At 45.8% G+C, this 25568-nt stretch carries 30 protein-coding genes; 13 read left to right on the forward strand and 17 right to left on the reverse strand.

From position 1 onward, the window contains the following. Positions 1-3: 3 nt before the first annotated feature. From J2755_RS08245 to glnA, 4 genes are all read right to left on the reverse strand, one after another. Positions 4-744: a GltB/FmdC/FwdC-like GXGXG domain-containing protein gene (locus tag J2755_RS08245; protein ID WP_209681890.1), complete on the reverse strand. Its 741-nt coding sequence runs from the start codon at positions 742-744 to the stop codon at positions 4-6. Between the two features lie 2 nt (positions 745-746). Continuing rightward, complete coding sequence (locus J2755_RS08250) at positions 747-2258, reverse strand: glutamate synthase-related protein (RefSeq protein ID WP_209681892.1); 1512 nt, start codon at positions 2256-2258, stop codon at positions 747-749. Beyond that, entirely contained in the window at positions 2255-3307 is a 1053-nt protein-coding gene (locus J2755_RS08255) for a class II glutamine amidotransferase (RefSeq protein ID WP_209681894.1), read from the reverse strand. The genes J2755_RS08250 and J2755_RS08255 overlap by 4 nt, the downstream gene beginning before the upstream one ends. 69 nt (positions 3308-3376) lie before the next feature. Next, positions 3377-4723 carry a type I glutamate--ammonia ligase gene (gene glnA / locus J2755_RS08260; RefSeq protein ID WP_209681896.1) on the reverse strand — a complete coding sequence of 449 codons (1347 nt, stop codon included), beginning with the start codon at positions 4721-4723 and terminating at the stop codon, positions 3377-3379. Between the two features lie 422 nt (positions 4724-5145). Here glnA and J2755_RS08265 point away from each other — a divergent pair, with 422 nt between their 5' ends. The 6 genes from J2755_RS08265 to nth all read left to right on the forward strand — a co-directional run bounded on the left by J2755_RS08265 (position 5146) and on the right by nth (position 9230). Next, on the forward strand, positions 5146-5592 hold the full coding sequence (locus J2755_RS08265) for a hypothetical protein (protein WP_209681898.1): 447 nt from the start codon (positions 5146-5148) through the stop codon (positions 5590-5592). Between the two features lie 61 nt (positions 5593-5653). Further along, entirely contained in the window at positions 5654-6427 is a 774-nt protein-coding gene (locus tag J2755_RS08270) for a CPBP family intramembrane glutamic endopeptidase (protein WP_245312850.1), read from the forward strand. Between the two features lie 59 nt (positions 6428-6486). Continuing rightward, the gene (locus J2755_RS08275) at positions 6487-7077 is read left to right on the forward strand and encodes a class I SAM-dependent methyltransferase (protein ID WP_209681900.1); all 591 of its coding nucleotides are present in this window, start codon (positions 6487-6489) and stop codon (positions 7075-7077) included. Positions 7078-7166: 89 nt separating this feature from the next. Beyond that, positions 7167-7649, forward strand: a complete 483-nt coding sequence (gene hdrC, locus J2755_RS08280) for a CoB--CoM heterodisulfide reductase subunit C (protein WP_209681902.1) — start codon at positions 7167-7169, stop codon at positions 7647-7649. 3 nt (positions 7650-7652) lie between these two features. Further along, complete coding sequence (gene hdrB / locus J2755_RS08285; RefSeq protein WP_209681904.1) at positions 7653-8546, forward strand: CoB--CoM heterodisulfide reductase subunit B; 894 nt, start codon at positions 7653-7655, stop codon at positions 8544-8546. A 57-nt stretch (positions 8547-8603) separates the two neighbouring features. Further along, positions 8604-9230, forward strand: a complete 627-nt coding sequence (gene nth / locus J2755_RS08290; protein WP_209681906.1) for an endonuclease III — start codon at positions 8604-8606, stop codon at positions 9228-9230. Between the two features lie 43 nt (positions 9231-9273). Here the strand turns inward: nth and mtrH are convergent, their stop codons facing one another. The 10 genes from mtrH to J2755_RS08340 all read right to left on the reverse strand — a co-directional run bounded on the left by mtrH (position 9274) and on the right by J2755_RS08340 (position 15754). Beyond that, the gene (gene mtrH / locus J2755_RS08295; protein WP_209681909.1) at positions 9274-10230 is read right to left on the reverse strand and encodes a tetrahydromethanopterin S-methyltransferase subunit H; all 957 of its coding nucleotides are present in this window, start codon (positions 10228-10230) and stop codon (positions 9274-9276) included. 12 nt (positions 10231-10242) lie between these two features. Continuing rightward, a complete protein-coding gene (gene mtrG, locus J2755_RS08300) occupies positions 10243-10470 on the reverse strand; it encodes a tetrahydromethanopterin S-methyltransferase subunit MtrG (protein ID WP_209681911.1) in 228 nt (75 codons plus the stop codon). Between the two features lies 1 nt (position 10471). After that, entirely contained in the window at positions 10472-10699 is a 228-nt protein-coding gene (locus J2755_RS08305) for a tetrahydromethanopterin S-methyltransferase subunit F (protein ID WP_209681913.1), read from the reverse strand. A 5-nt stretch (positions 10700-10704) separates the two neighbouring features. Next, the gene (mtrA, locus tag J2755_RS08310) at positions 10705-11427 is read right to left on the reverse strand and encodes a tetrahydromethanopterin S-methyltransferase subunit A (protein WP_209681915.1); all 723 of its coding nucleotides are present in this window, start codon (positions 11425-11427) and stop codon (positions 10705-10707) included. A gap of 4 nt (positions 11428-11431) precedes the next feature. Further along, positions 11432-11758, reverse strand: coding sequence for a tetrahydromethanopterin S-methyltransferase subunit B (locus J2755_RS08315; protein WP_209681917.1), 327 nt, complete (start codon positions 11756-11758; stop codon positions 11432-11434). After that, on the reverse strand, positions 11755-12570 hold the full coding sequence (gene mtrC, locus J2755_RS08320) for a tetrahydromethanopterin S-methyltransferase subunit MtrC (protein WP_209681919.1): 816 nt from the start codon (positions 12568-12570) through the stop codon (positions 11755-11757). The genes J2755_RS08315 and mtrC overlap by 4 nt, the downstream gene beginning before the upstream one ends. A 1-nt stretch (position 12571) precedes the next feature. Further along, positions 12572-13291 carry a tetrahydromethanopterin S-methyltransferase subunit D gene (mtrD, locus tag J2755_RS08325; RefSeq protein WP_209681921.1) on the reverse strand — a complete coding sequence of 240 codons (720 nt, stop codon included), beginning with the start codon at positions 13289-13291 and terminating at the stop codon, positions 12572-12574. Then, on the reverse strand, positions 13288-14193 hold the full coding sequence (gene mtrE / locus J2755_RS08330; RefSeq protein WP_209681924.1) for a tetrahydromethanopterin S-methyltransferase subunit E: 906 nt from the start codon (positions 14191-14193) through the stop codon (positions 13288-13290). Before mtrE ends, mtrD begins: the two co-directional genes overlap by 4 nt. Before the next feature lie 176 nt (positions 14194-14369). After that, on the reverse strand, positions 14370-14747 hold the full coding sequence (locus tag J2755_RS08335) for a DUF5402 family protein (protein ID WP_209681926.1): 378 nt from the start codon (positions 14745-14747) through the stop codon (positions 14370-14372). 23 nt (positions 14748-14770) lie between these two features. Continuing rightward, complete coding sequence (locus tag J2755_RS08340) at positions 14771-15754, reverse strand: peptidase U32 family protein (RefSeq protein ID WP_245312852.1); 984 nt, start codon at positions 15752-15754, stop codon at positions 14771-14773. 89 nt (positions 15755-15843) lie between these two features. Between J2755_RS08340 and J2755_RS08345 the strand changes: the two genes are divergently transcribed. The 7 genes from J2755_RS08345 to J2755_RS08375 all read left to right on the forward strand — a co-directional run bounded on the left by J2755_RS08345 (position 15844) and on the right by J2755_RS08375 (position 22514). Further along, entirely contained in the window at positions 15844-16644 is an 801-nt protein-coding gene (locus J2755_RS08345; protein ID WP_209681930.1) for a sugar phosphate isomerase/epimerase family protein, read from the forward strand. Between the two features lie 92 nt (positions 16645-16736). Further along, entirely contained in the window at positions 16737-17234 is a 498-nt protein-coding gene (locus J2755_RS08350; protein WP_209681933.1) for a DUF5806 family protein, read from the forward strand. A gap of 192 nt (positions 17235-17426) precedes the next feature. After that, positions 17427-18695, forward strand: coding sequence for a UbiD family decarboxylase (locus J2755_RS08355; protein ID WP_209681936.1), 1269 nt, complete (start codon positions 17427-17429; stop codon positions 18693-18695). Between the two features lie 9 nt (positions 18696-18704). After that, positions 18705-19895 (forward strand): aconitase X, encoded by a 1191-nt coding sequence (locus J2755_RS08360; RefSeq protein ID WP_209681939.1) that lies wholly within the window; start codon positions 18705-18707, stop codon positions 19893-19895. Continuing rightward, complete coding sequence (locus J2755_RS08365; protein WP_209681941.1) at positions 19885-20289, forward strand: DUF126 domain-containing protein; 405 nt, start codon at positions 19885-19887, stop codon at positions 20287-20289. Before J2755_RS08360 ends, J2755_RS08365 begins: the two co-directional genes overlap by 11 nt. Before the next feature lie 2 nt (positions 20290-20291). Further along, positions 20292-21401, forward strand: a complete 1110-nt coding sequence (locus J2755_RS08370) for a site-2 protease family protein (RefSeq protein ID WP_209681944.1) — start codon at positions 20292-20294, stop codon at positions 21399-21401. A gap of 9 nt (positions 21402-21410) precedes the next feature. Then, the gene (locus J2755_RS08375; RefSeq protein ID WP_209681946.1) at positions 21411-22514 is read left to right on the forward strand and encodes a TIGR04013 family B12-binding domain/radical SAM domain-containing protein; all 1104 of its coding nucleotides are present in this window, start codon (positions 21411-21413) and stop codon (positions 22512-22514) included. A 7-nt stretch (positions 22515-22521) separates the two neighbouring features. Here the strand turns inward: J2755_RS08375 and J2755_RS08380 are convergent, their stop codons facing one another. From J2755_RS08380 to uvrC, 3 genes are all read right to left on the reverse strand, one after another. Beyond that, on the reverse strand, positions 22522-23226 hold the full coding sequence (locus J2755_RS08380; protein ID WP_209681949.1) for a YkgJ family cysteine cluster protein: 705 nt from the start codon (positions 23224-23226) through the stop codon (positions 22522-22524). A 35-nt stretch (positions 23227-23261) separates the two neighbouring features. Beyond that, positions 23262-23684 carry a universal stress protein gene (locus tag J2755_RS08385; protein ID WP_209681952.1) on the reverse strand — a complete coding sequence of 141 codons (423 nt, stop codon included), beginning with the start codon at positions 23682-23684 and terminating at the stop codon, positions 23262-23264. A 75-nt stretch (positions 23685-23759) separates the two neighbouring features. Further along, positions 23760-25550 carry an excinuclease ABC subunit UvrC gene (uvrC, locus tag J2755_RS08390; protein ID WP_209681954.1) on the reverse strand — a complete coding sequence of 597 codons (1791 nt, stop codon included), beginning with the start codon at positions 25548-25550 and terminating at the stop codon, positions 23760-23762. Positions 25551-25568: the final 18 nt, after the last annotated feature.

A 25568-nucleotide genomic window follows, 5' to 3' on the forward strand; every position in this document is an offset into this window, starting at 1 on the left:
TGCTCACTCCCAGGTATATTTGCCCGCAAAGGGTCTGCTGCTTGCAGGGACTATGCGTGTGTATTTAGTATCAAGATACTGTTTTGGATCAAGACTGAAGCTTTCACAGAACTCAAGGATGAGTGGCTTAATTGCATCCAGGTCCTCTTTCCCGAAATCCTCGGTTATTGCTCCTACGCCAAGCTGTTTTTCATCAACATCTCCCCGGACAATGATTTCTCCGCCGTGGATTCCGCTTCCAATTTCCCTTCCGTCCACAGCTCGATCGCTTCCTGAGCCAAGCACAATGATTTTTCCTCCTGCCATATATTCCCCGAGGAATGCCTGTGCTAATCCTCCGACTATCAGGACTGCAGGATTGTCTCCATATTCTTTCATATGGATACCTCCGCGGTATCCGATATTGTCCCTCACGAATATTTTCCCGCCACGCATGCTGTGGGCTACGGCATCACCTGCGCTTCCGTGGATGGCTATTTTTCCCTTTGCCATGGTGTTTCCGGGGGCATGCTCACAGTTTCCGTGAACGATGCATGTGGGTCCGCTCATAAACATTCCCAGATCTCCTCCAGGTACCCCGTGAATATGAATTGTAACCTTGCCTCGGAGTCCGTTTGCGATAAACCGCTGCCCAAGAACGTTTTCAAGGACTATTTCCTGAACTCCTGTTTTGACGAGTTCCTTAATCCTTTTGTTCAGGGGTGTGTAATGCATATTTTTTGCATTAATGGTTCTGCTTGTCATGTTCAGGCCCCCACAGGCTTGACTTCCAGTACTTCAAGAGTTCCTTCATCAAGCATGTAACCACGAAGTCTGCTGCGGTTGCTGCGAAGGCTTTCGATACTGTTGATTCCTGCAGCTCCCATGATTTCGCTCAGTTCAAGGGTCCATGAATTGATCAGGTTTGCCACATGCTCGGACTCAATTTCAGGGTCAAGCCGCTGCACAAGATCCTCGCGCTGGGTTGCAATACCCCAGGGGCAGAGTCCGCGGTAACAGTTTCCACAAACCCTGCATCCCATCGAAACAAGGGCGGCAGTACCGATGTAAACTGCATCTGCACCAAGAGCGATAGCCTTGGCGATGTCGGCACTGTTACGGATTCCTCCACTTGCAATCACTGAGAGCTTGTTGCGTATTCCCTGATCGTGCAACTTCTGGTCCACGCTTGCAATGGCTGCTTCGATTGGTATTCCCACGTTGTCCCTGAATACCTTTGGAGCAGCTCCCGTACCTCCGCGGAAGCCGTCAATTACAACGGCATCAGCAGATGAACGGGCAATACCAGCAGCAATGGCTGCAGTATTGTGGACTGCTGCAATCTTGACAAAAACCGGTTTCTCCCAGTTGGTGGCTTCCTTGAGGCTTCTCACAAGCTGGGCAAGATCCTCAATACTGTAAATATCGTGATGTGGTGCAGGGCTGATTGCATCGCTTCCCTGCGGGATCATCCTTGTGCATGAAATGTCTGCACACACTTTTTCGCCAGGAAGGTGTCCTCCAATTCCGGGTTTTGCTCCCTGCCCGATCTTAATTTCAATGGCAGCTCCTCTTTCAAGATAGTCAATATCGACACCAAATCTTCCGGATGCAACCTGTACAATCATGTTGTTCTGGTAGGGATGCAAATGCTCGTGCAGCCCACCTTCCCCGGTTCCCATATAAGTTCCCACTTTGGCAGCCGCTTTTGCAAGGCTGAGCTGGGCATTTAGGCTGATTGCACCATAGCTCATGTGGCCTATCATAATGGGTGTGTCAAGTTTGAGGTTTGGTGATAGCTCAGTTTCAAGTTCGAGATCCCCTGCTTCGTTTTTCGTAATATGAAGCTGTTTGGGTTTTTTCCCGATATATGTGCGCAATTCCATTGGTTCACGCAGCGGATCAATGCTCGGGTTTGTAACCTGACAGGCATCCAGTACAAGCCTGTCGAAAATGACTGGATATGGCTTTGCATTTCCCATTCCGGAAAGTATGATTTTTCCGCCTCTTGCCTGGTTTATGATGTCCTCTCGGGCTTCAGGTGTCCAGAGGGGGTGGCTGCGGTAATCCACAGGCCTTTCATGCAAATCGATTGCGTCTCTGGGGCACATGGAAATACAGCGGTGGCATACAGTACAGTTTCGGGAATCGATGTGGATTTTCCCGTTTTCTTCCCGGAAAACTCCGTAGGAACAGTTGTCGATACAGCGCATACATTCCATGCACTGCTCTCGGTCGATTTTTACTCGGTATCGCATAGGGATACTGCCAAGGCTCATTCTATAACCCTCCCGATTACAGGCTCGCCTGCTTTTGGCATGTAAACTTTCTGGACATTTGGGTCCATTACACGTATAGCGGCTTCTTCGCTTGAAATGTACAAACGATCCCCGTTTTCCCCGACTACGAGAGGTCGGAGTTTGATACGATCGGTGAATCCTACCATCCAGTTCTGGGTTGCAACAACGATTGCGAAGGGGCCGTTCATCAGCGCAGGGCCGTATGTAAGCCTGATTGCCTTATTGAGTTCGTGCTCCTTGTCTTCCATTGAATCAATTTCATCCCAGAAAGGCGGTGCAAGTGCTTTCACAATTGCTTCTTCGGGAAGCTTGTGGTGTCTCCCGAGCAGGTCAAAGAGGTATGCGACTACTTCAGTATCGGTAAACATGCTGCAGGTGTATCCATTGCTCTCAACAAACCTGCGGTTGGTTCCGTAAGATGTAATTTCCCCGTTGTGGACAACTCCCCAGTCGAGCAGGTTGAACGGGTGTGCTCCTCCCCACCATCCGGGAGTGTTGGTTGGATAGCGGTTATGTGCGATCCAGATGTGTCCTTCGTAATTTTCAATCCTGTAGAAGTTGGCGACATCCTCGGGCCATCCTGCTGCCTTGAACACGCCCATGTTCTTGCCGGAAGAGAATACAAGTGCACCTTTTATGTCAGAGTTAATATGCATGACAAGGTGCTTTACAATATCATCTTCAGGTGTGCTGCTTCCTGTCATGAGGTCACTGTAGGGTTTGAAGAAATATCTCCATGGTACGTGTGCTCTTTTTAGTCCCGGTTGCTGGTAGGTTGGTATTTCTTCCTGGTAGACAATCCTGCCCCATTTCTGGATCATATCATCTACTGTTGATTTTGGCTCAACGAGGTTGTCAAAGAATACGTGGAGGGCATAACAGTCTGCAAAATCGGGATATATCCCGTATGCAGCATAGCCGGCACCTTCTCCGCTACCTCTTTCATTCATGAGGCTTAATGCATCACGGATACTGGAGCCATCCATTTTGTTCATTTTCCTGTCTATTACGCCTATTATTCCACACATAAGTTTCACCAAGCACTTTTGTTAATTTGATTCAAATTTCCGAAAAGGAATGTGATTTTCACATCCCTTTCAGAGTATGCCAAGGTATGTGTCCAGTTCCCACTGGTGTACCCTTGCCTTGTAATTGTCCCATTCCTTTGTTTTGGCACACAGGTAATTCTCGAACAGGTGATCACCTACAGTCTGGCGTACGAAATCACTGTTCTTCATTGCATCGATTGCCTCTCTCAGATTCCCCGGGAGAGAGTAAATCCCCATATCTTTCTTTTCTGTTTCTGTAAGTTCAAATATGTTTCTTTTAACTGAGTCCCCGGGATCAGTTTTATTCTTGATTCCGTTTAGCCCTGCAGACAGCATCAGTGCAAATGCCAGATAGGGGTTGCATGCCGGGTCCGGGCAGCGGAGTTCCACACGGGTCCCCTTGCCTCTTGTTGCCGGAATCCTGATGAGTGAACTGCGGTTGCTGTCAGACCAGGTTATGTAAATCGGGGCTTCATAACCGGGAACCAGCCTCTTGTATGAGTTAACAGTCGGGTTTGTGATTGCTGTAAATTCACTGATGTGATCCAGCAGTCCGCCGATGTAGTATCTTGCAGTATCTGAAAGCCCGTTTGGAGTTTCAGGGTCGTAGAACACATTGTTTCCGTTTTTATCAGTCAGTGACTGGTTGCTGTGCATGCCTGATCCGTTGACTCCGTACAGTGGTTTTGGCATGAAGGTTGCATAGTACCCGTGGTGGGTTGCTATGGATTTCACCACGTATTTGAATGTGATGACATTGTCAGCAGTGGTCAGGACGTCGCCGAACCTGAAGTTAATTTCATGCTGTGAAGGTGCAACCTCGTGGTGTGATGCCTCAAGTTTGAAGCCAGTGTCTTCAAGCGCAAAATCAATTGCCCTTCTGACATCCTGTGCCTTGTCAAGTGGCGCGAAATCAAAGTACCCTCCGGTATCGGTAAGCTCAGTGGTAGGATTGCCATGCTCATCCAGTTTGAACAGGAAGAATTCGAGCTCAGGCCCGACATCCATATTGTATCCCAATTCAGCAGCTTCAGCAATCGTTTTCTTCAGGACGTATCGTGGGTCGCCCTCAAAGGGTGTGCCGTCAGGCATCTTTATGTCGCCGATGATACGTGCAACCGCACCTTCGGATGGCCTCCATGGAAGCACCCTGAATGTAGATGGGTCCGGCATAAGGATCATGTCAGATTCCTCAATACGGGCAAATCCTTCGATTGAAGATCCGTCAAACATGACGCCGTCATTAAAGGCATCTTCCAAATCCTCGGATGGAATAGCCCAGCTTTTGATCATGCCCATGATGTCTGTAAACTGGGTCCTGATGAATTTGACATCGTTCTCGGTTACTGCTTGCAATACGTCTTCTTTTGTCTGGTACTTGTTCTCAATTTTCATAGTTTTGCCCTCCACATGGCAGGCAGTAACCCTTTACCGACTTAATATTATATAAAGATTTGCATTATTTGCTTCTGTTAAGCTAAGGAGTACGGAGAAAAGATAACTTTTCAACTAAATTTTGAAGTTTCAAGATTTGAAAAGAAAGTTATTTCTTGGTTTAACCAGATAGAAAAATAAGTTACATCGTGAAATGTGAGGTAATAAAATGAATGAAGGGCTATCGAGTTCACTGCTAAAGTGCCACCACTCTCAAAACGGATGGTGTACTTTTGATAGAATGACAGAAAGAGGTCATGTTTGCTTAACCGGAATGCAATGCGATGGCTATGACGATTCTTGCCCATTTAAAGAGACGCCAGAAGACATTAAGATGAACTAAACTCAATCTTCCAGATCTTCAAATTTGGCTAGGGTTAAATATGGGGGAATTACAAGAAATACATGACAGTATTTTATTTCATGTAGGGCTGTTTATCTCAGGTATTGTTGCGGGAATAGCTGTTTTTGGAATTGAAATGGAATTTTTCGTTGGAAGCATGATTATAGAAGCACTTTCCAACTCTCTTCCAGCATCCGATACAACAAATTTAGCTATTTCTAATTATTACTCCATGATCTTTTTACTTACAATTGGAGGGATTATTCAAGGTATTTTGATTGGATTTTTGGATAAAATTTCCTTTTCGTTTGGATATATTTGTGGCGTTTTATTTATGGTTACAATACTAGGAGGTGTATTGTGGAGTGTGGCACCTTCGGTTGTTATTGGGATGGTAGTTGCTTTCATCGCTGTCTTAATCGGAATTTACTTAAGGATATTAATGAAAAATAAAACTGAACATAATTATGGAGATCATTACTGGTAATACGATTCCACTCAAAATCCAAAAGGAGAATACGATGCAAACAGAACCAAACGCTGAAGGAATGACGGTAAAAACGCTCATTCCTTTCTTCTTGCTTTCCTTCGCCCTGACCTGGGGTCTCGCTGCTGTGCTGGTTTTCGTATCATTTAGCACTCCTGTATTTCTCCTTGCAGTGTATTCTCCCGGTATTGTCGGCATATTTCTGGTCTGGCGATATTACGGAACGCAAGGCTTGCGTAGCTTTTTCAGGCGACTAACCCTGTGGAGGATGCCCGGGGTTTGGTGGCTATTCTTAATCGTGGGCTTTCCGGCTATCATTTACCTTGGAGCCGCAATCAATGGTACCATCAGCGATCCGTTCCCCTTTTCCCCATGGTATCAGGTGCTTCCGGCGATAGCATTCTCCCTTTTCCTTCTGGGCACAAATGAGGAATTCGGATGGCGTGGAGTCGCCCTGCCCCTGTTGCAGCGCAAATACTCTCCCTTCTGGGCGGGCTTGATTCTGGGTGTCGTCTGGGCAGCCTGGCATATCCCTGCTTTCTTTATCAGCGGACTCCAATTTGAAAGCTGGTCAGTCTTGCCATACTTTGGCGGTGTGATTGTACTCTCCATAATCCTCACCCCCATTTTCAATAGCGCTAAAGGCAGCCTGTTAATAGCTTACCTGTTCCACTTTCAGGTAATGAATCCCATCTTTCCCGATGCCCAACCCTGGGACAGCCTACTTCTCGCTCTCGCGGCAGTTGTCATCGTTGTCCTGAATCGGCGTACGATGTTCAAAAAAGGAACCGGAGTTACCGATGTCCTGATGCCGGAACAAGAAAGCGGGGCTTAACCCTTCTTTCGAATCCTGCCATCATCAATTGTTAATACCAATAGATCCTCAGATCCATTATGGAACACGATCATCCCGAATCTGACGACTCCTTTGATGACACTTACAGGGAAAACACCGAGATGTTCGGTCACCCGTATCAGGAATTGCAGGATTACTTTTCTTCCAACCCTGTAAAAGGAACTCTCTTAGATCTGGGATGTGGTCAGGGTCGGGATTCCCTGTTCCTTGCATCACTGGGCTACGATGTCACAGCGGTTGATATTTCTCAGGTTGGCGTTGATCAAATGATGGATGCTGCTGAGAAAAAAGGACTCAAAATAAAGGGCATTGCAGGCGATGTCCTGAGTCTAGAGCTGGAGCAGAGATTTGATGTTATCCTGTTTGATATGATTCTTCACTCCTTTGACAAACCTCAACAGCAGGAGTTACTCAGGAAATACGCTGGCTATTTGAAAGAAAACGGTGTAATGGTTATTGTTTTCCCTGATGATATGGAAGCAGGGTATTTTGAAAGTGTGCTAAACTCCATAGGTTACAAATGGAATTTGCTGGAAGAAATTACGATTAACGATGTGCCTAAAATTGAAGGCGAAGAGGCCGATTTTACATTTGAGATGATTGTTTTCCAGCCAATTCCCTGCGATTGATTACTCGAATCGGGGCTATCGTGATATCCGAAAAAGCGGAAAACCCATGTTTTATTACCGATAAACCCGCTACTGTATGTGGTGAATAGATGCCGGAAGGTACAGCTTCTCTTGAATCTGCAATTGGGGATTTCGACATCCTGAAATGTATGCAATGTGGAACTTGCAGCGGTAGCTGTCCTTCGGGGCGACACACAGTGCTGAACATCAGGAGACTTGTACGCAGGGCTGCACGTGACCCAGAGGTCATGGGAGATGAAACTCTCTGGATGTGCACCACATGCTACAATTGTCAGGAGCGCTGCCCCCGTGCAATCAGGATTGTTGACGCAGTGCTCAGGATTCGGGAAATTGCTGTTCATCAGGGCATCATTCTTGATACTCATCGTAAAGTCGCAGGTCTTCTTCTTGAAACCGGTCATGCTGTCCCAATTGATGATGATAATATTGAAAAACGTAAACAACTGGGACTTTCAGAACTGCCTTCCACGGTACACAGCGAACCGGAATCTCTGGATGAAGTCAAAGAATTGCTTAAAAGCTGTGATTTCGAGGAAATTGTGGGGGAATAAAGAATGTCCGATAAAGTTTCATTGTTCCTTGGTTGCCTGATTCCCAACCGCTATCCCGGGATTGAAAAGGCTACTCAACTTTGTTTTGAAAAGCTGGATATTGATTGCGCGGACCTTGTGGGCGCTTCCTGCTGTCCCGCACCGGGTGTTTTTCGTTCATTTGACGAACCCGCATGGCTTGCAATTACTTCCCGCAACATCGTCCTTTCCGAGGAAATGGAAAGGGATGTCTTGACTCTCTGCAACGGCTGCTATGGTTCGCTGGCAGAGGCCAACAACAAACTCAAGGAAAGTTCAAAGCTCAAGGAAATGACAAATGAGCACCTTTCAAAAATCGGAAAGGAATACAAAGGCAGCATTGATGTTAGGCACATAACCGAATTCCTGTTCAGGGAAATCGGCGTTGAAACAATCAAGCTCAATGTAACAAATCCCCTTGGTTTGAAAGTCGCTGTTCACTATGGATGTCATCTTCTCAAACCATCCAGGGGTCGGGAATTTGAGAGCATAGAAAGGCCAACTTTCTTTGATGCAATCGTTGAGGCAACAGGCTGTGAAAGTGTTGATTATCCCGACAAGATGGAATGCTGTGGAGCTGGTGGAGGTGTTCGATCAGGTTTGTCCGAAAGTGCACTTTCCATTACAAATCACAAGCTTTCCCGGATAAAAGAAGCAGATGTGGATTGCATCATAAACGCCTGCCCGTTCTGTCATTTGCAGTTTGATGACGGGCAGAGGGAGATCAAAGAGAAAGGCGGAAACGATTACGGAATCCCTGTGCTTCATTTCACGCAATTGCTGGCTCTTGCTTTCGGGCACTCTCCTGAGGATGTTGGTCTGCAATTCAATGCAACTGATTGCAGTTCACTTCAGAAAAAGCTCCCTAGCGAAGACTAATTTTGCAACCTGCAAGATTGCGCACAATATTTCTGTCAGTAACTAGTATTCTTCTGTATGGAAGCACCTACTATTTTTGCAAAACTCAAGCAAAACTACACTCCGCAATTCTTTCTGGACAGGCATGATCCATTTTATGTCCTGATTTCCACGGTGCTTTCACAGCGCACCCGTGATGAAGTCACTCAAGTAGCTACTCGCCGTCTCTTTAAACACTATGATACGCCGGAAGACTTCGCTGCAGCAGATGCAGAAGCCATCGAGAATCTAATCAAGGATGTTGGTTTTTACAGGATGAAAGCACCCCGGGTTATACAGATAGCTTCAATTTTGCTGGAAAAGTATGGTGGTGAAGTTCCCGAAGATATGGATTTACTTCTTGAGCTTCCGGGAGTTGGGAGAAAAACGGCAAACTGTGTTCTGGCTTACGCTTTTTCCAAAGATGTTATTGCGGTGGATACGCATGTGCACCGGATATCCAATCGTCTTGGTATTGTTGATACTTCCAATCCTGATCAGACTGAAATTGCACTTCAGGCTGTTCTTCCCGAGGATATGTGGAGGGACGTCAACGAGTTGCTTGTGAGTTTCGGGAAAGAAATTTGCAGACCTATTTCCCCGAAATGCGGTGTATGTCCCATTGAGGATATGTGCGCAAAGCTCTACCTGAAGAAATCAGATTGAGTTAAAAAAAGAAAAAAAGAAAGAAAAAGTGAACGTAGCCGGATTATACCAGCTGGTTCACAGGGTGGTTCTCGTCCATGATTTCCAGACCGAGTTCTTTTGCAGTTTCGGCGAGGATAATGTCTACCATTGCGGTAGCAGGATAGACGAGAGGTGTGTTCTCAATAGGACCAAAGAGCTGGAAGTTGGAACCGAGTGTCTGTGGGACAAGGTTTGTTCCAATGTCAGCAGGCATGTAAACTGCCTTACGCTGCTCTTTTGTCTCGAACTGTTTCTTGTAATCTTTCATCCAGTCCCATGCAGATGCAAGGTTGTGGTATCCACCGCCTACTGGAAGACCAAGGTGACCTTTGACAGCGATAACTGCTCTCATTGATGCACCGGATCCTGCTCCGAGTGGTGTTGCCGCAACATCGATAAGTGGTTTTGTGATTCCACATTCCTTTGCGATGTCAAGCATACCTTTGCTGTGTCCTGCTCCACCAACTTCGAGAATCTCGAGTTTACCGTTGACGGTTGGATCGACAGCGTTGAAAGCGAGTACGATTGAAGCGTTGATGTCGCTTCTCTTTACTGCTTCAATTTCATCATCGTGGATACTTGCGTTGATAGAGTTGTAGATGGCACGTTCTGCCACACCAATCTCTGTAACGTAGTCTGCTGCTGCAGCACGTACTTCTCCAGCGGATGAGTCAATGAGGAAAGGAGTCTTGTCATCATATTCAATGAACCAATCGATGTAGTTCTTGATGGCTTCCGGTGTTTCACCCACAATCTGGTTGACACATGGGTTTCCGGTGATATCCCTCATCTCGATCATGCTGTCCCAGAGTTTCTCTGCAGCTTCTTTGTCAAATGTTCCTTTGTCTTCATCAGTCACAATATTGTGCCTGTTGTAGAACATGGAACCGACAAGTATAGTGGGGTACTGGCCAGGCTGGCCGCCGAACTTAATCCCACCAATGTCGAAAACTTCCTGTTTCTTATCAAATTTGAACATATTATTTCCCTCTCAGAAGAGTACTGGTGATATTGAAATGTAGAGCAAGAACATGATGATACCTGCTACGGCTCCGTAGAGGATACCAATGTCTCTTCCTACTTTCTTTCCCATTCTTTGTGCGATTTCACTGTTTACAAATTCGACTTTCTCGTCGATTTCGTTCAGTCGTTTGAGGACCTCATTAAAGTCATCAGTGTCCACTACAACTGCCGGGATATTTTCTTGTGCACTACTCATATCACATCACCCCCCATACAAGGAGAGGGAGTACCAGTACCATTAATATGGCAAAGATAAAACCAGCAGCAAATCCGATAACTCCTGTTGCGGAGACACCGGAATCAAGTTTCTGGTTCCTTGCGATAAGCTGTGCCCTGTAGCGAATGCTGTCAATTTTGGCATCAATGGCTCCCATTGAAGGTTCAATAACCATTGGCACGCCTTGTCCGGATTCTTCTTCTGCCATTTTACTTACCTCCCGAACAATATAAGTCCCAGAAGTGAAAGGGTAATCACAAGTCCTACCATCACTCCTTCGATCTTACCCGCGTGGATACCTGCGTGGAATTTGTTCAGGTTTCCAATATTGACCATTTCCCTCTCGATGTCAAGAATCCTGTTCCTGATAGTTGCGAGTTCGGATGCCATTGGTTTGAGACCGCCAGCTTCTACTTCTTCCTCGCCTTCTTCACCTACTTCAAGAACCATGGCATCGGCGTCAAAAGCACCGGGATCTTTGGCAGCTGCTTCTTTAATCTTAGCAGTAATCTGCCCCATGTCTTCAGTACCGATGAGGTCAATGCACTCGATCTGTTCCTGGTATCGCTTTACAGCATCATCTGTAAGGTTTTCCACATAAGGAATAGCACCACTTGCGCCTACAATACGGTTTTCACTGATACCGTTCTTGTGAAGCATAAGGAATGCTTCTCCGGTAATGTGGCCCTTTACTTCTGAACCTGTTACTAACAGGAATCTGATATTCGGGTTTGAAATGATGTGGGCTACTACCTTCTCGAGACCGAGGTTTTCTGTTTTACAGGGACCTGTAATACATGCTCCGGCATCAAGCTGGGGTGTTCCGTCAAGGTGTGATCCAAGTGTAATAACTGCAACACAGTTTTCTGGATTTCCTACTTCATATTCACCTTTCAGGATTGGCCATCCTTCTGCAGGCTCTCTTTTGTCAACCATAATATCACAATCCTATTGAAATCAGGCTCATCATGTAGAGAACCAATGCCATTATTCCGGCAACCACAAGCCCGGCAATTATTCCGTAGAATGAATTTCCGTAGATACCTGCTTTGTATGAAGAGCTCTCCCTTCCATCGAAAGAGTTAAGCAGTACCCTGTCAGGGGCAAGTGAGTTTACCAAATCATCGGCAATTTTGTCTAATTCATCGATTCTTTCCATCACCGGGTCCATGGAATAGCTGATAACATCTTCGCGCTCTTCAGCTACAAGTCCGCCAATAGGATCCATGACCAGATGTGTTTCAGGGGCAACATGTACCATACTCATTCTGATCCCTCCTCATCGGCAGGCAAGAGGCCGACTCCAGTGACTTCGTATGCGTCCCTGTCGACATATTTCCTGTACTGCTCGAATGCAATGTACCAGATGAACAGTCCAATCAGGATGGTAGGTGTTGCTGCTGCACCATCAGTTGTGGTAGCTACAATACCTGCTATTATCATTGCGATAGCTCCCTTTTCAACTCCTGTCATAAGGGTCCTGTCCTGTTTTTCATCAGGTCCGAGGTTTGCGTTGAATGGGTGCAGGATAGCAAGACCGCCAGCAATGAAAATCACTGCTATGTATCCGGTTGCAACAACATTGTTAAGGACTGCGTCAAACAGGAAAGTCCCTGTCATGGCTGCGCTGAGTCCGAGAATTGCAAGACATCCTGCGCTGGCAATCTCTGTCATGGACTGTTCCATGATTGGGATTCCCATTCCGATCACACGGTTTGCGAGTGCTCCGATTACAAGGCCGATGATTGCTGCACTTAACAGGGCTATTACAGGGCCGGCAATGCCGCCGACTGCAAGGCCAAACATGCTGGCTACGACACCCATACCAAGTGCTAGCATACCAATGGATGGTACTCCGGTACCAAGACCGTAACTGGCTACACGTCTTACTGCTGCTCCACCCCATACGATTGCGCAGATTGCAGCAAGTCCTCCTACGAAGGAGAATGCAGTGCTGACATATGCTACAAGATAATGGGATAGGTAAACACCCACTAATCCGGCGATTACGCCGAATGCAATAAGTTTATTCTGGGGAATTGCCTCTGCGGCTCCTCCTCCACTTCCGCCTGCAGACATCTTATAGTCCTCCTATGGCGAGTACACCAACAATTGAGCACATGAATGTGACAATAAGTGATGCGATTACGGCCTTTGGCCATCTCTTGAATTTAGGATCGTGGAAACCTTCAATGGTACCACCAATGTTATAGGATGGAATTACCGCGTTCACGAAGAAGATACCTACTGCAAAGATACTTGCCAGGCCAATCAGGTTAGTTGCTGAAAGGCCGGTGGTGACGTTAACAAGAGAATAGTAAATCATTGCACCGCCAAGACCTCCGAGGCCTCCACCGATCACACCGCTTACGAAAGAAACGGTTGGTATTCCATGTCCTTCTGTTCCTTGTGATACGTAAATGTCCTGCCTGTACTTGGTTATTGGGTCATAGTCGACTTTTGCAGAGGCAGGGGGTACTCCTACGCCATAAACGTATACCCAGGCACCTACAATCATTGTAACAGAAATCATGATCATTGCTCCCACTGCACCAGATGCAAGGATGAGTGGAAGGCTGTCAGTTGCATTGAGCATTGCACCGGCTGTAACCAATCCGGTCAAACCTGCTCCGGCAGCGAGCTGCACGGTTCCGGTTCCGATACCAGTTGCCTGTGCCATAGCTGCAGGTGCACCGCCTACAGGCACGAAGTGAACACTCCATGAAATCAGTACGCCACCAAGAGTAATCAAGGCGACAAACATGATGTTGTCAATAAGAATTCCGGCTATGTCGATCATGCTTCCACCTCATCTTCCTTGTATGGTCCGTAGGCGTTGCGTGCTGATACTTCAATTCTCCAGTTCCAGATAACAAGAGCAAGTACAATTACGGCGCCTGCAATAACAGAAAGCCATCCTGCAGTTATTCCTTTTGAAGGATCGAAAACAGTTGTAATCCAGCCGCTCAGGAATACTGTCATACCAAAGGCGATACCTGTTACAGGTCCACCGAATTTGGCACAGAACCATGAGTTGTCAATACCATTCCTTAAACCGGATTCTGCCTTACGGACAATGTTACCGGAGTTTGCGGCATTGAGACCTGATCCGAATTCTACGTTTTGGAATTCACGCTCGGCACCGTAGTGGACGTCACCGGTTGAAGAACCGATTGCACCAACAGTGATTCCCCAGATAAATGCCAGAAGTGGCAGAGAGAAGGGGTGACCGAGTACTGTGGTCATAAGATAGGATACGACAAGAATACAGAATGTAGTAATATATGCAAATCCCATCATTACCGGGACATGGGAGCGTATTATGTCCAGGTATATTGGTTGTCTGAAACGTTTCTGACTTGCACTTCTTCCCATATACGCAGATGTACAGTATGTTCCGTGAATGAGTGCGGCAACTAGTGCTCCTATAGCAATTGCAAATACTACAGAAAGACTGAATGCGCTCATAAGCACGGCGGCAATTGTACCACCAACAGCGCCTAACATTGCGTTAGAGGGAGGCTCACCAGAAATAGCTTTGTTGAAAATCCTATGAGGGTAATTCATTTGGGGTGCTAGCTGGACCTGTGAGTTAGGGTTACTTTGGGACCCTACGTCAGACTCAAGATCTTCAGATGCGCCAGCGATAGTTGCTGCAGCTCCTATGATTGCAAGCACACCCATACCCATGAGTGGTTCCATTCGCTTTTCTCCTCCTTTGTTTAGTTCACTTAGCTCCTTGTATTATAATAAAGAGCAATTCCTGGAGAGTCATGTTCTCCAGTTTATGAATATAAGATTACCTAATACAGGGATGCATGGGATTATATTATATAATTCATAAAGCTTTCGGAAATTCATTACAAAAGAGCATGTCCTCAGGCTGCCCTGAGGATGTAAATATCAGGTCTGGGTTGCTTCCCTTCGCTACGGCCAAACTCCTGATAGCAGCGATCACAAAGCATTCGTATGTTCAGGGATGCAATTTCTGCGGTTCCGGGGATTAATCGGGCAAAAACAAAAGATGGGTCCATTTCCATTTTTTCCGCGGCTTCATCAATGAATTTCAGGACGTATTCCTCAAACACTTCCACATCGTCAGTACGGAGGCCACGTATATTAATGGTGGCACCGCTGCACCCACAGGGCAGGGCAAAAGCATCAAGTTCTGTAAGAAACACGGGAATTCCAAGCATTTCCCTTAGTTTTTTTTCCAGATCATTCCTGACAGTTAGGAGAGATTCGGCAATTGTCATTGTATTTCCTCAAAATTTGTCACTTAGCTTTGTATGGCCCGAACTACTTTCTCTGACAGCTTTTTGCAGTAGCCACATTTCTTACAGTTCTTACTGCAGTTTTTCCATTGGTCGATTGCACCTTCAAGTTCAGAATTCGGTATTTCAAAAGCTTCCCGCAGGTCACGAATGCTGTCAAGCAAATCCATCAGGTTTCCGTCGTATTTCTGATTTGAATATGCGTTTACATTGTTCAAAATCCAGTCCACAAAGTGTGTTCTTCCACCGATTTTGAATGTGTCTGTTATAGGTAGGTAGTGAGGTATATCTTCCGGACGAATCCAGGGGGATTTGATAATCTGTTCCGGGTTCCTCAATCTGATTGAAAGACACTTGTAGTAATAATAGTCATCCAGCACGTTTGGTTTTGGGCCGGGTCCATTGGCGTGGGAGAAGAAATTGAAGTGAGCATATCTGAAGGGGCACTGGTAGAGGCAGGCCTCATTAACCAGCAATTTCAGGCCACAGGACACAGATTCCTTGATGGCTTCAAGTTTCTGGAAGTCCCTGTTTACCACCGGGTCTATTACAATAGTGTCCGCTCCCAACTCTTCATAGAACATGGCTTTTTGTGGCGAATCCACGAATGACAGTACGGAAACCACGACTTCCATGTCATAATCCTTACTCAACATTTCCACAAGATATGGATCCGCTACTGTAACTGAATCAACTTCCATGTCACTGAGTCGATCAAAATACCAGGCAATTGCGTTGTATCCTTCGGGAGTTAGTTGCTGTCCTCCCATACAGGAGCTGTTGAGAACAATCTCAAGTTTAACGTTTTTACTGTGGGCATAGTCGACCTGCTCTGCTATGTCTTCCAGGGATGGTGCACTTAAATTTGTACGTCCCGTTCCAATATAATCAGGGGAACCGGCCATGTACACTGCATAAATGTTATCGGATCCTTCAAGCAAATCCTGTAAACCTTCCATATGGCCCACGTGTGGAACATAAAGTTTCATCTTTGTGGCATAACAGGTTTTTTTAGATAAGGATTTTGGTCTCAATTTCCACCAAAACTATTATTAAACAATACCGGAACGTACTCTGTATGATTGGAGCATCGTCATTTGCTGCCTCCCTGTCTGTACTGGATGAACACGTTGACTCTGTGGAATTGTATATTCCCAAGTTGAATGTCTATAATATTGATGAGTTGATCAGGGAAGCAATTGAGTCTATAATTGATGAGCTTTCCACATGCAATCTTGAAACTTCAATCCATGCTCCGTATTTTGCCGATACTCCGAACTATCCTTCAGAAATCGTAGTCGATCTTTCCGCAATGAAAAAACTCCATTTCAGACTCATGGAAGAATCTATTGAGCTCGCATCTGAACTTGGGTCAAGGGCAGTTGTGATTCATCCGGGCAGGATTCATACTGATCGTGAGCATTCTTTCAGAAAAATGATTGAGAATCTCAAACATCTTGCTGATTTTGCTCAGGACAGGAATGTTGTTCTTGGTCTTGAGAACAAGGAAGGAACAGATGCAGAGAACCTGTGTTGTGACTATTCCGAACTTCTAAGGGCGGTAAATGCAGTTGATTCTCCGGCTCTTGGAGTTACTTTTGATGTTGGTCACGCAAACCTTACATGCAGGGGTGATCAGGGATTGCTGAATCACTTTGCCAGGCAATTGTCGGAACACGTGGTCCACGTTCACCTTCATGATAATCATGGGTGTTGGACTGACGAATACTGTGGTGATATACACATGGCGCCGGGTGGCGGCTGCATCGATTACAGTGTTTTGAAAGAGCTTCGTGGCTTTAAAGGAATATATAATCTGGAAGTGTTTTCCCTTGAGGATGTGCTTGAGGGAAAGAAAGCTTTGAAGCGAATTCTTTGAGCTGACTTTATGATCTTGTTTTTGCGGGAATAACCTTAAATCAGTTGTAACAATGTATATTACTGGTTGCAATACGTTGTAAAGGTGTCCGAATGAACCAGTATGAAAAGTTCAAGAAAATGGAACGGAAGTCCTATTCTGATGTTACCCGCTACCTGAAATCACGCACTCATCTAACGGCAAGGGAATGGGTTATTGCCCGTCTCTGCGCTGATTTCAGGAACACTTCCAACCGGGCTGAAATGACCTGGATTGGTGAGAACCTGCCTGAACTGGCTCCTTTTGTGGAGCGGCCGTATTCAAGGCAGGAAGTCTCAAACGCACATTCAGCATTCCAGAAGAAGGTCCGCCGTAGTGGAGCCACTTTTTTTTACGCGTATTATGCAGGTCTTCTCGATACGGAACAGATGATTTCAGTAATCCACAATGTTATTTCGGACATCAGGGAATTGGTGGAAGTGGAAGGAGTTGAGGTTCCCGAGGAACACTCGGAAGAGGTGCAGATGCTCATTGCCGAGGTTCTCAAGCGTATTAATGAATCCCTTGAAGAGGAAGAAGAATACGATGAATATGAAGAGTATGTTACCTGAAAGGATAATACCTGTAAATCAAACAAAATTGTTTTTATACAAGTTATACTTACTTAGTACTATTGCAACAGACGGAAAGTCCCTCAAAACCTCCTTTCCTTCCCATTTCATCTAAATGAGGGACTGACCTCCTTTCCTGGAATAACATATTTAAGAATAACATATTTAATGTTTCTCTGATTAGTATCTGTAATGAGTTTCAGAGAGTTCATCACACAACTTCGCTCTTCCGGCAGGCTGACCGAAGTTAAAGATCCTGTATCAGCCAAATACAAAGCGCCTTCAATTGCACATAGCACCGAGGGTCCTGTTTTTTTCCATGATGTGGATGGCTCAAAAGCTATCATGAATGTTCTTGGAAGCCGCGAAGAACTGGCATCAATGCTGGGAGTTGATCGCACTTCCATCATCCGGAGACTCTCCGAAGTGCAGCCTGACGGTGAAGTGCAGATTGTAAAAGAATCGCCCACGATGGAAGTCATCGAAGACGAAGTCGATCTGTCTTCATTGCCGATTATGACTCATTTCGAGAAGGACGGTGGGCCCTACATCACAGCTGGTATAGTTGTCTCTGAGTTTGAAGGGGTCATGAATGCGGCTATCCACCGGCTTCAGGTAGTGGGAAAGGACAAATTAGCCGCCCGCCTTGTGCCACCGAGGCATACCTATGTACTTCACAAAAAGGCTTCCGAAAAAAACATGCCTCTGCCTGTAGCTATTGTAATCGCCCCTCATCCTGCTATTACATTCGCATCAACAACCCGGGTTCCCGAAGGCAGGGAATTCCATTATGCTTCCGCTCTTCTGGGCAGGCCGGTTGAGCTTTTTGAATGCAGCAACGGTGTAAAGGTTCCGCATGCTGAAATTGTACTTGAAGGCTATATTGACCCTGAGGAAAGGGTTGATGAGGGGCCGTTTGTGGACATCACCGGCACATACGATCTGGTTCGCAAGGAGCCTGTAATCCACATTACACGTATTCTGCACCGCAAGGACCCTATTTATCACGGGATCCTGCCTGCGGGTTCGGAACACCTGCTTATGATGGGCGTTCCCTACGAACCGCGCATATTCCGTGCGGTATCTGAAGTCACAACTGTTAAAAATGTTGTACTCACAGAAGGCGGATGCTGTTATCTGCATGCCATTGTCCAGATTGAGAAACAGACCGAAGGTGACGCGAAGAACGCAATTATGGCGACATTTGCAGCTCACACAAGCCTTAAACATGTGATTGTTGTGGATGAGGATATTGACATCTTTGACATGAAAGATGTGGAATTTGCATTTGCAACCCGTGTTAAAGGTGATTCCGATATTATGATAATACCCAACGTAAGGGGCAGCTCCCTTGATCCTCGTGGTGCTGAGGATGGAACTACCACAAAAGTGGGTATTGATGCTACCAAGGTCCTTGCTGAATCCGAGAAATTCGAAAGGGCAAAGATGCCCCTCGATTGAGGCTGTTTCATGTATCTTACCGCTGAAGAAGAATGCATTCTTGAGGGTGAAGAAGGTGAAACCCTCCGAAAAGCAATGGAAATACTGGTTGCACTCGGGGATATTTACGGTGCCGATGGGCTTATCCCGATAAAGAGCGCCCAGATTGCAGGCGTATCTTATAAGACCATTGGAGATGCGGGTCTGGAATGGATTTCCGATCTCAAAGGTCAGGTGAAGGTTCCTTCAGTGCTAAATCCCGCAGGCATGGATATGGTGCGTTGGGATGAGATGGGTATTTCCGAGGAATTTGCCAAAAAACAGAAGCAGATTGTAGAAGCATACGGCAGCCTTGGTATTAACACAATGTGTACCTGCACTCCATATTATCTTGAGGGGTTTTCCGTAGGCTATGGTGATCATCTGGCATGGAGCGAATCCTCTGCGGTTTCCTACGCAAATTCGGTAATAGGTGCCCGAACTAACCGTGAGGGTGGTCCTTCAGCCCTGTCAGCTGCCCTTGTGGGTAAAACTGCAAATTACGGTTATCATCTTGATGAGAACCGGATTCCTAATGTAGGGATTCGTGTGGAATGCGAGCTCCATGGCGCAGATTACGGAGCACTGGGGTATGTTGCCGGTAAAATAAGCGGGAATCGGGTTCCAATATTTTCACTAACTTCAGTTCCCACAAAGGATGAACTCAAATCCCTTGGTGCTGCTATGGCAGCATCGGGTGCGGTTGCATTGTATCATATTGAAAACGTGACTCTTGAAGCCCAGAAAATGAATTATGAGTTCCCTGAGGAAGTTTCCGTTGTCGAAAGATCCGATATTGAGGAAGTCTACGCAACCGTTGGAGGAAGTGACAGCAATTCAGAATGCGATATTGCTGCTGTTGGATGTCCACACTGTTCTCCTGAAGAACTTCAATCAATTGCAGATATGGTTGCGGGGAAAACATTAGAAAAGGAATTCTGGGTGTTCACATCCCGGGAAATAGCTGAAAAATACCCTGATCTTGTCGAAACGATTGAGAAAAGCGGTGCAAAAGTCCTTTGTGATACATGCATGGTTGTCTCCCCTGCTGCGAATAATTTCCAGCATATGGCTGTGAATTCCGGGAAAGCCTATAACTATGTGCCGGGAATGTGCAGGATAAATTCAACTCTTTGCTCTGTGGAAAACTGCATCAAAAAGGTGGTTTCTGATGATAATTAAGGGCAGGAAAATATCACGGGGAGTTGGGAAAGGAGAAGTCCTCCTTTCAAAAGATCCGATTTCTTTCCTCGGAAATGTTGATCCTGAATCCGGGGAAATAGTAGACCCTGATCACATGCTTTACGGTAAATCCATTTCCGGGAAGGTTCTGGTTTTTCCTTACGGTAAAGGTTCCACTGTGGGTTCTTATGTCATCTACCAGTTGCATAAAAATGATGTTGCTCCCCGAGCCATGATAAATCTCGATTCGGAGCCTATCGTTGCAGTGGGTGCAATCATCTCCGAAATTCCCCTTGTTGACAGGTTGGAGAAAGACCCTTATATGATATTGAAGGATGGGGATATTGTCAAAGTGGACGGCAACTCAGGTTCAATTGAAATTGAAGATAAGTAAACATGTCAGGAAAAAGCTCAAAAAGTGATCTGGAAAATCCGCAGGAGTTGCAGCTATTATATTCACAGGTCCATCCTTTTTTCAAGGTTTATGAAGTAGCTTACTATGAGGGTGCTGTTTATTTCTACGGGACTCCGCGTGTGGAAATACCTGTACTCCAGAAATCCCTGTGGCCTGTATTTGCATCAAAAGGTTACCAGATGCAATTGACCTCGAACCTTGGTGAGGACATCCTTGTAGCAACACCCTTTGCGCAGGATAACGATAAATTCCCGCTGACCAACATCATACTTGCAATAATCACAATTTTCACCACTATGCTTGCAGGTGCCAGCATGTTCGGTGCAGATGTATTTTCATCACCTTCTGCAATTCTTGAGGGTCTGCCTTTTACAATAGCAATAATGGCAGTTCTGGGTTCCCATGAGATGGGTCACTACCTCATGGCAAAACGCAGGGGCATGAAAACCACTCTTCCCTACTTCATTCCTTTTCCCACAATTATCGGGACTATGGGTGCAGTAATCAAGCACAAGGGGCCGATTCCTGACAGGAAGTCGCTATTTGATGTAGCTGTCGCAGGTCCGCTGGTGGGTCTGGCGGTGTCAATTATCGTTACCATTATAGGACTAATGCTACCTCCCATTGAGTTTTCACCGGAACCTGGTTCACTTGTTATCGATCTCCAGCTTCCGCTGTTGTTTGAATTGTTGGGATGGATGGTTGGCTATGATGGGGAAATATTGCACCCGGTTGCCTTTGCTGGCTGGGTGGGAATGTTCGTCACGCTGCTGAACCTGCTTCCAACGGGACAGCTTGATGGGGGTCATGCAATGCGGGCAATGCTGGGTGAAAAAGCAAAGCATATCTCTTCATCCATGCCAATTATACTGGCTCTGGTAGCTCTTTATGTAGCATATATCATGGATGCGAATGCTTCAGTTTGGATATTCTGGTCATTCTTCTTGCTATTCTTCGCTGCAGCAGGCCACCCTACGCCACTTGACGACTCAAGCAAGCTGGATAGCAGGCGCATGGCTGTTGGAGTAATTACATTCATTCTGGGAGCACTTTGCTTTACCCTGGTTCCTTTTTCACTGGTTACGATTTGAGGTTGCAATATGGATGTTCATTTTCGATGGAACAAGAAAAACACCTATAGTCTTGCCGTACTTGCTCCTCTAATTTCACAATCAGACTTTGTGCGGGAACCGATGGGTGGAATTATGATGTACAGTTTCAGCACTTCCCAGAGAGATGAGATTTATTCTGAAGTTGACAGTTCCGAAACCGATTCAATCTACATTGCCGGTGGTCCGCATCCGTCGGGAGCAGTGGAAGATGCTTTGAAGCACTTTGATTACGTAGTCATTGGGGAAGGGGAGGAAACACTTCCGGAATTGGTAAGTACAATACAATCAGGTGGTGATGTCAGTGCTGTTCGAGGAATAGCTTATGTGGAAAACGGGGAAGTGGTGCGAACTCCTGCAAGACCGCATGCCAATCTTGACAAATTTCCCTGCTTTAATCCCGATGGTTTGAGGGGTCCGATTGAAATAAGCCGCGGATGCCCTTGGAGGTGCAAGTATTGCCAGACTCCACGGCTTTTTGGAAGCAAGGTTAGGCATCGAAGCATTGATGCTATTGTTAAGTTTGCAAAGCAATACGATGATCTGAGATTCACTTCTTCCAATGCATTTGCATACGGGGGCAATGGAATAAAACCTGAGTTTGACAAAGTTGAAAAACTCCTGTCTACGCTCGCAGCTCTTGGAGATAAAAAAATCTATTTCGGGACTTTCCCTTCGGAAGTGCGCCCTGAATTTATTACGGACAAGTCCCTCGAACTAATCAACCAATATTGCACCAACAAAACCCTCAGTCTCGGTGCCCAGTCGGGTAGCGAGAGAATATTAAAAACAATTATGAGAGGACACACTACTTCTGATGTAATCGATTCAGTTGAACGATGTTTCTCCCACGGGATCGTTCCGGCAGTTGATTTCATAATTGGTTTTCCTGAAGAATCAGAAGAGGATCAGATGCTCACGGTGGATATGATCAAGTGGATTAGCCAGAAGGGTGGGAAAGTGCGTGCCCATTACTTGACTCCCCTGCCATCAACTCCTTATGAAAACACGCACCCTTCGCCGGTTTCAAAAGAAGTTAATCGTGTTCTTGGAAGGCTTGCCCAGAAAGGAAAAGTAACCGGAAGCTGGGAATAATGCTTTTTCAGATTTTGTGTTTATGCGGCTGCAGTTTACCTTTGTGGTAAACAAGCACACCAACGTCTTCCCCTTTATCAAAATTCCTCATTAGCAAATCATATTGCCTTTGTACATGACGCAATTTGTTTTGTTCAAAGTGTTTCAGTACGGTTTTGAAAAAGTTAATTCTCTGTTTCAGGTACAAAGCCTCATATTCCTTGACCTGCCGCGCAATATCAAGGCTTGTTTCATCATCCATTTCTACATGGTAGTACCCATGCTCGTTAAGTCCTGAAACCTGCCTCCAGTCAAGATTACCCTCCTCGTCCATTTCCCTGTGGAGCATGTAAGGGTAAATCCTGCAGATGGATGGTCTTTCATTGTAAATGCTGCAGAGGCCGTTTTTCAGGAATTTACATGTACCATCATCTTTGTATCGGAGTGCATATCCTTCAACATAAAATGTTCCGTTTTTGTCACAAAAATCAAAGTAGGGGGCAGGAGCGGTGCAATCAGGATCAATGGAGAGAACCCTTTCCACATCTTTTTCCAGCAGGAACACATGGTCGTTGTACTCTCTGGTGCAACAACGCGTGCATCTTTCGCATTCAAATCCTACATCTTTAACGATTTCTGCCAGCTTTTCAAGTGGATATGCTTCCAGTTCTTGAAGCTCATTAATGGCAAAATCCAGTTCCCGCATTATCTCTTTGTGAGGGGAGTTTTTCATCGTTGGGCGTGGGAATGCATTATATTTAAAACCTGTTAGTGGACAACAAGAACAGGTTTTCCTGCGTTGCGGACTATTTTTCCGGCAATTCCTCCAACACGGACAATGGAAGATCCGCCCTCGCCCACAGCTCCGATTACGATAAGATCCATGTCTCTTTTCTGCGCAAAGGACATTATTTCCTCAGCAGCATTGCCTTCTGCGATTGTTGTTTTTATGGAAACGCCCTTTTCATCTGCAATATTCCGGGCTTTGTTGAACACATCTTTCCCCACTTCCTCAAGTATCCTTCGTGGAGGCGTCCATGAAGACTGCCCGGAGAGCAGCGAAGGAGGCTGAATGACATAAATTATCTGTGCATCTGCACCAAGAACTGCTGCAGTCGAAAGGCCTTGTTTAAGCACTTCTTTAGAATGCTCTGAACCAGCCACAGCTATCAGTATTTTGCTGCATTTCATCTAAATCCCCCAGGGTAAATCCCTAATAGGAAATCTGGTGATATGCGTTAAATACCTGTCGTGTTTTTAGCTGTTTTAGCCCTTAAGATGGGATATGATTTTGGAAGCCAGTTTCTTTCCAATTCCCGGGACTTCCATTATCTCTTTTTCCGATGCCCGCCTTATTTTTTCAACAGATCCAAAATGCTGGATCAATGCTTTTTTCTTTTCTTTCCCCAGGCCTTCCACCGCATCAAGCTCAGAATGTGAAAGACGTGAGCTTCTTTTTCTGCGGTGTGATGTAACAGCGAACCTATGTGACTCATCCCTTACCTGCATCAACAGCTTAAGTGCCGGGGATGTGTGTGGCAGGATGAGTACTTTTTTCTCTGCATTTCTGGGAAATACAATGTGCTCGAATCTCTTTGCAAGGCCTACAAGAGGAATGTTTGCACCAAGATCGTCAAGTGCCTGCTGTGCCGCATTGACCTGCCCTTCCCCTCCGTCTATGAGAATCAGATCCGGTCTGTTTTTCTTATCCTCATTTGCGTGCCGATACCTGCGTCCCACAACTTCAGCCATCATTGAGAAATCATCGATTCCTTCGACGGTTTTTATGTTAAAAAGCCTGTAATCTGCCTTTGCAGGCATTCCTTTACGGAAAACTACCATGGAACCGACAGCATCGGTTCCGGAGATGTTGGATATGTCAAATCCCTCAATGTGTTCGGGAATTGTGTCCAGTCCGATTTTTTCCTTGAGTATAAGCAGCGCTTTGTCCGGAGATGCGCCTGTGGTCTTCAATGAATGCTCTCTTTCCATTGCCATAGAGGCATTCATTTTGGCCATTTCAATAAGCTTTTTCTTTTCTCCCCTTACAGGTGTCTTAATGGAAACTCCTTTTCCTGCACGGGCTGTGAGCCATTTTTCAAGGATTTCTTTCTCATTAGGGTCTTCCTGGACAATTATTGTTGGAGGTACAGGTGAATCCCTGTAATACTGTTCCACAAATCCTGAAATAATTTCTCCAATCTCCGCTTTTCCACGGTTCAGTATGAAATCCGCCCGTCCAACCATGGTTCCGTTGCGGACGAAGAACAGTTGAACAAATGCATTTTTCTCGTCACATTCAACCCCGATTACATCCTGATCGTCAATTCCGGCAGTGCTTCTCTGTTGTTTTTCAAAATCATGCAATGCTTCTATATGATCTCTTGTGGTTGCAGCCGCCTCATATTGCTGTTTGTCGGCATATTCTTCCATTTGTCGGGTGAGCATCCCAAGCAGTTCTCTCGTATCACCTTTCAGGAACCTTACGGCAGTATCCACATTTTTCCTGTATTCTTCCCTGTCCACTTTCCCGGTGCATGGCCCCATGCATCTGTCAATATGCATATTCAGGCAGGCTCGCTGCGGTTTTTCATTGAGACGTTTTCTGCATTTTCGGATGCGAAAAAGCTGGTTAATCATGTCAAGCGTTTTCCGGACAGGTTTTACGCTTGTGTAAGGTCCAAAATAAACAGCATCGTCCATTAAGCGCCGGCGGGTCAGGAAAATCCGGGGGTATCTTTCTTTCACTGTAATTTTGATGTAGGGGTAGCGTTTGTCATCCTTTAGGTCTACATTATAATGCGGCCGGTTTTTCTTGATTAGGTTTGCTTCAAGAATCAAAGCTTCGATTTCAGAAGAGGTGATGATGTAATCGATGCTTGATATTTTTTCCACCATTCGGTGGGTCTTTGTTGTAAGATTTGAAGGAGAATGGAAATACTGGCTGACTCGCTTTTTAAGGGCTTTTGCTTTCCCAATGTAAATTATATTCCCGTCAACGTCCTTCATCAGGTAAACGCCGGGGAGATCAGGGAATTTTGAAATATCAGGTTTCATTTTTGTCCTTATCTGAAT

Source organism: Methanohalophilus levihalophilus, from assembly GCF_017874375.1.
GTDB classification, from domain to species: domain Archaea; phylum Halobacteriota; class Methanosarcinia; order Methanosarcinales; family Methanosarcinaceae; genus Methanohalophilus; species Methanohalophilus levihalophilus.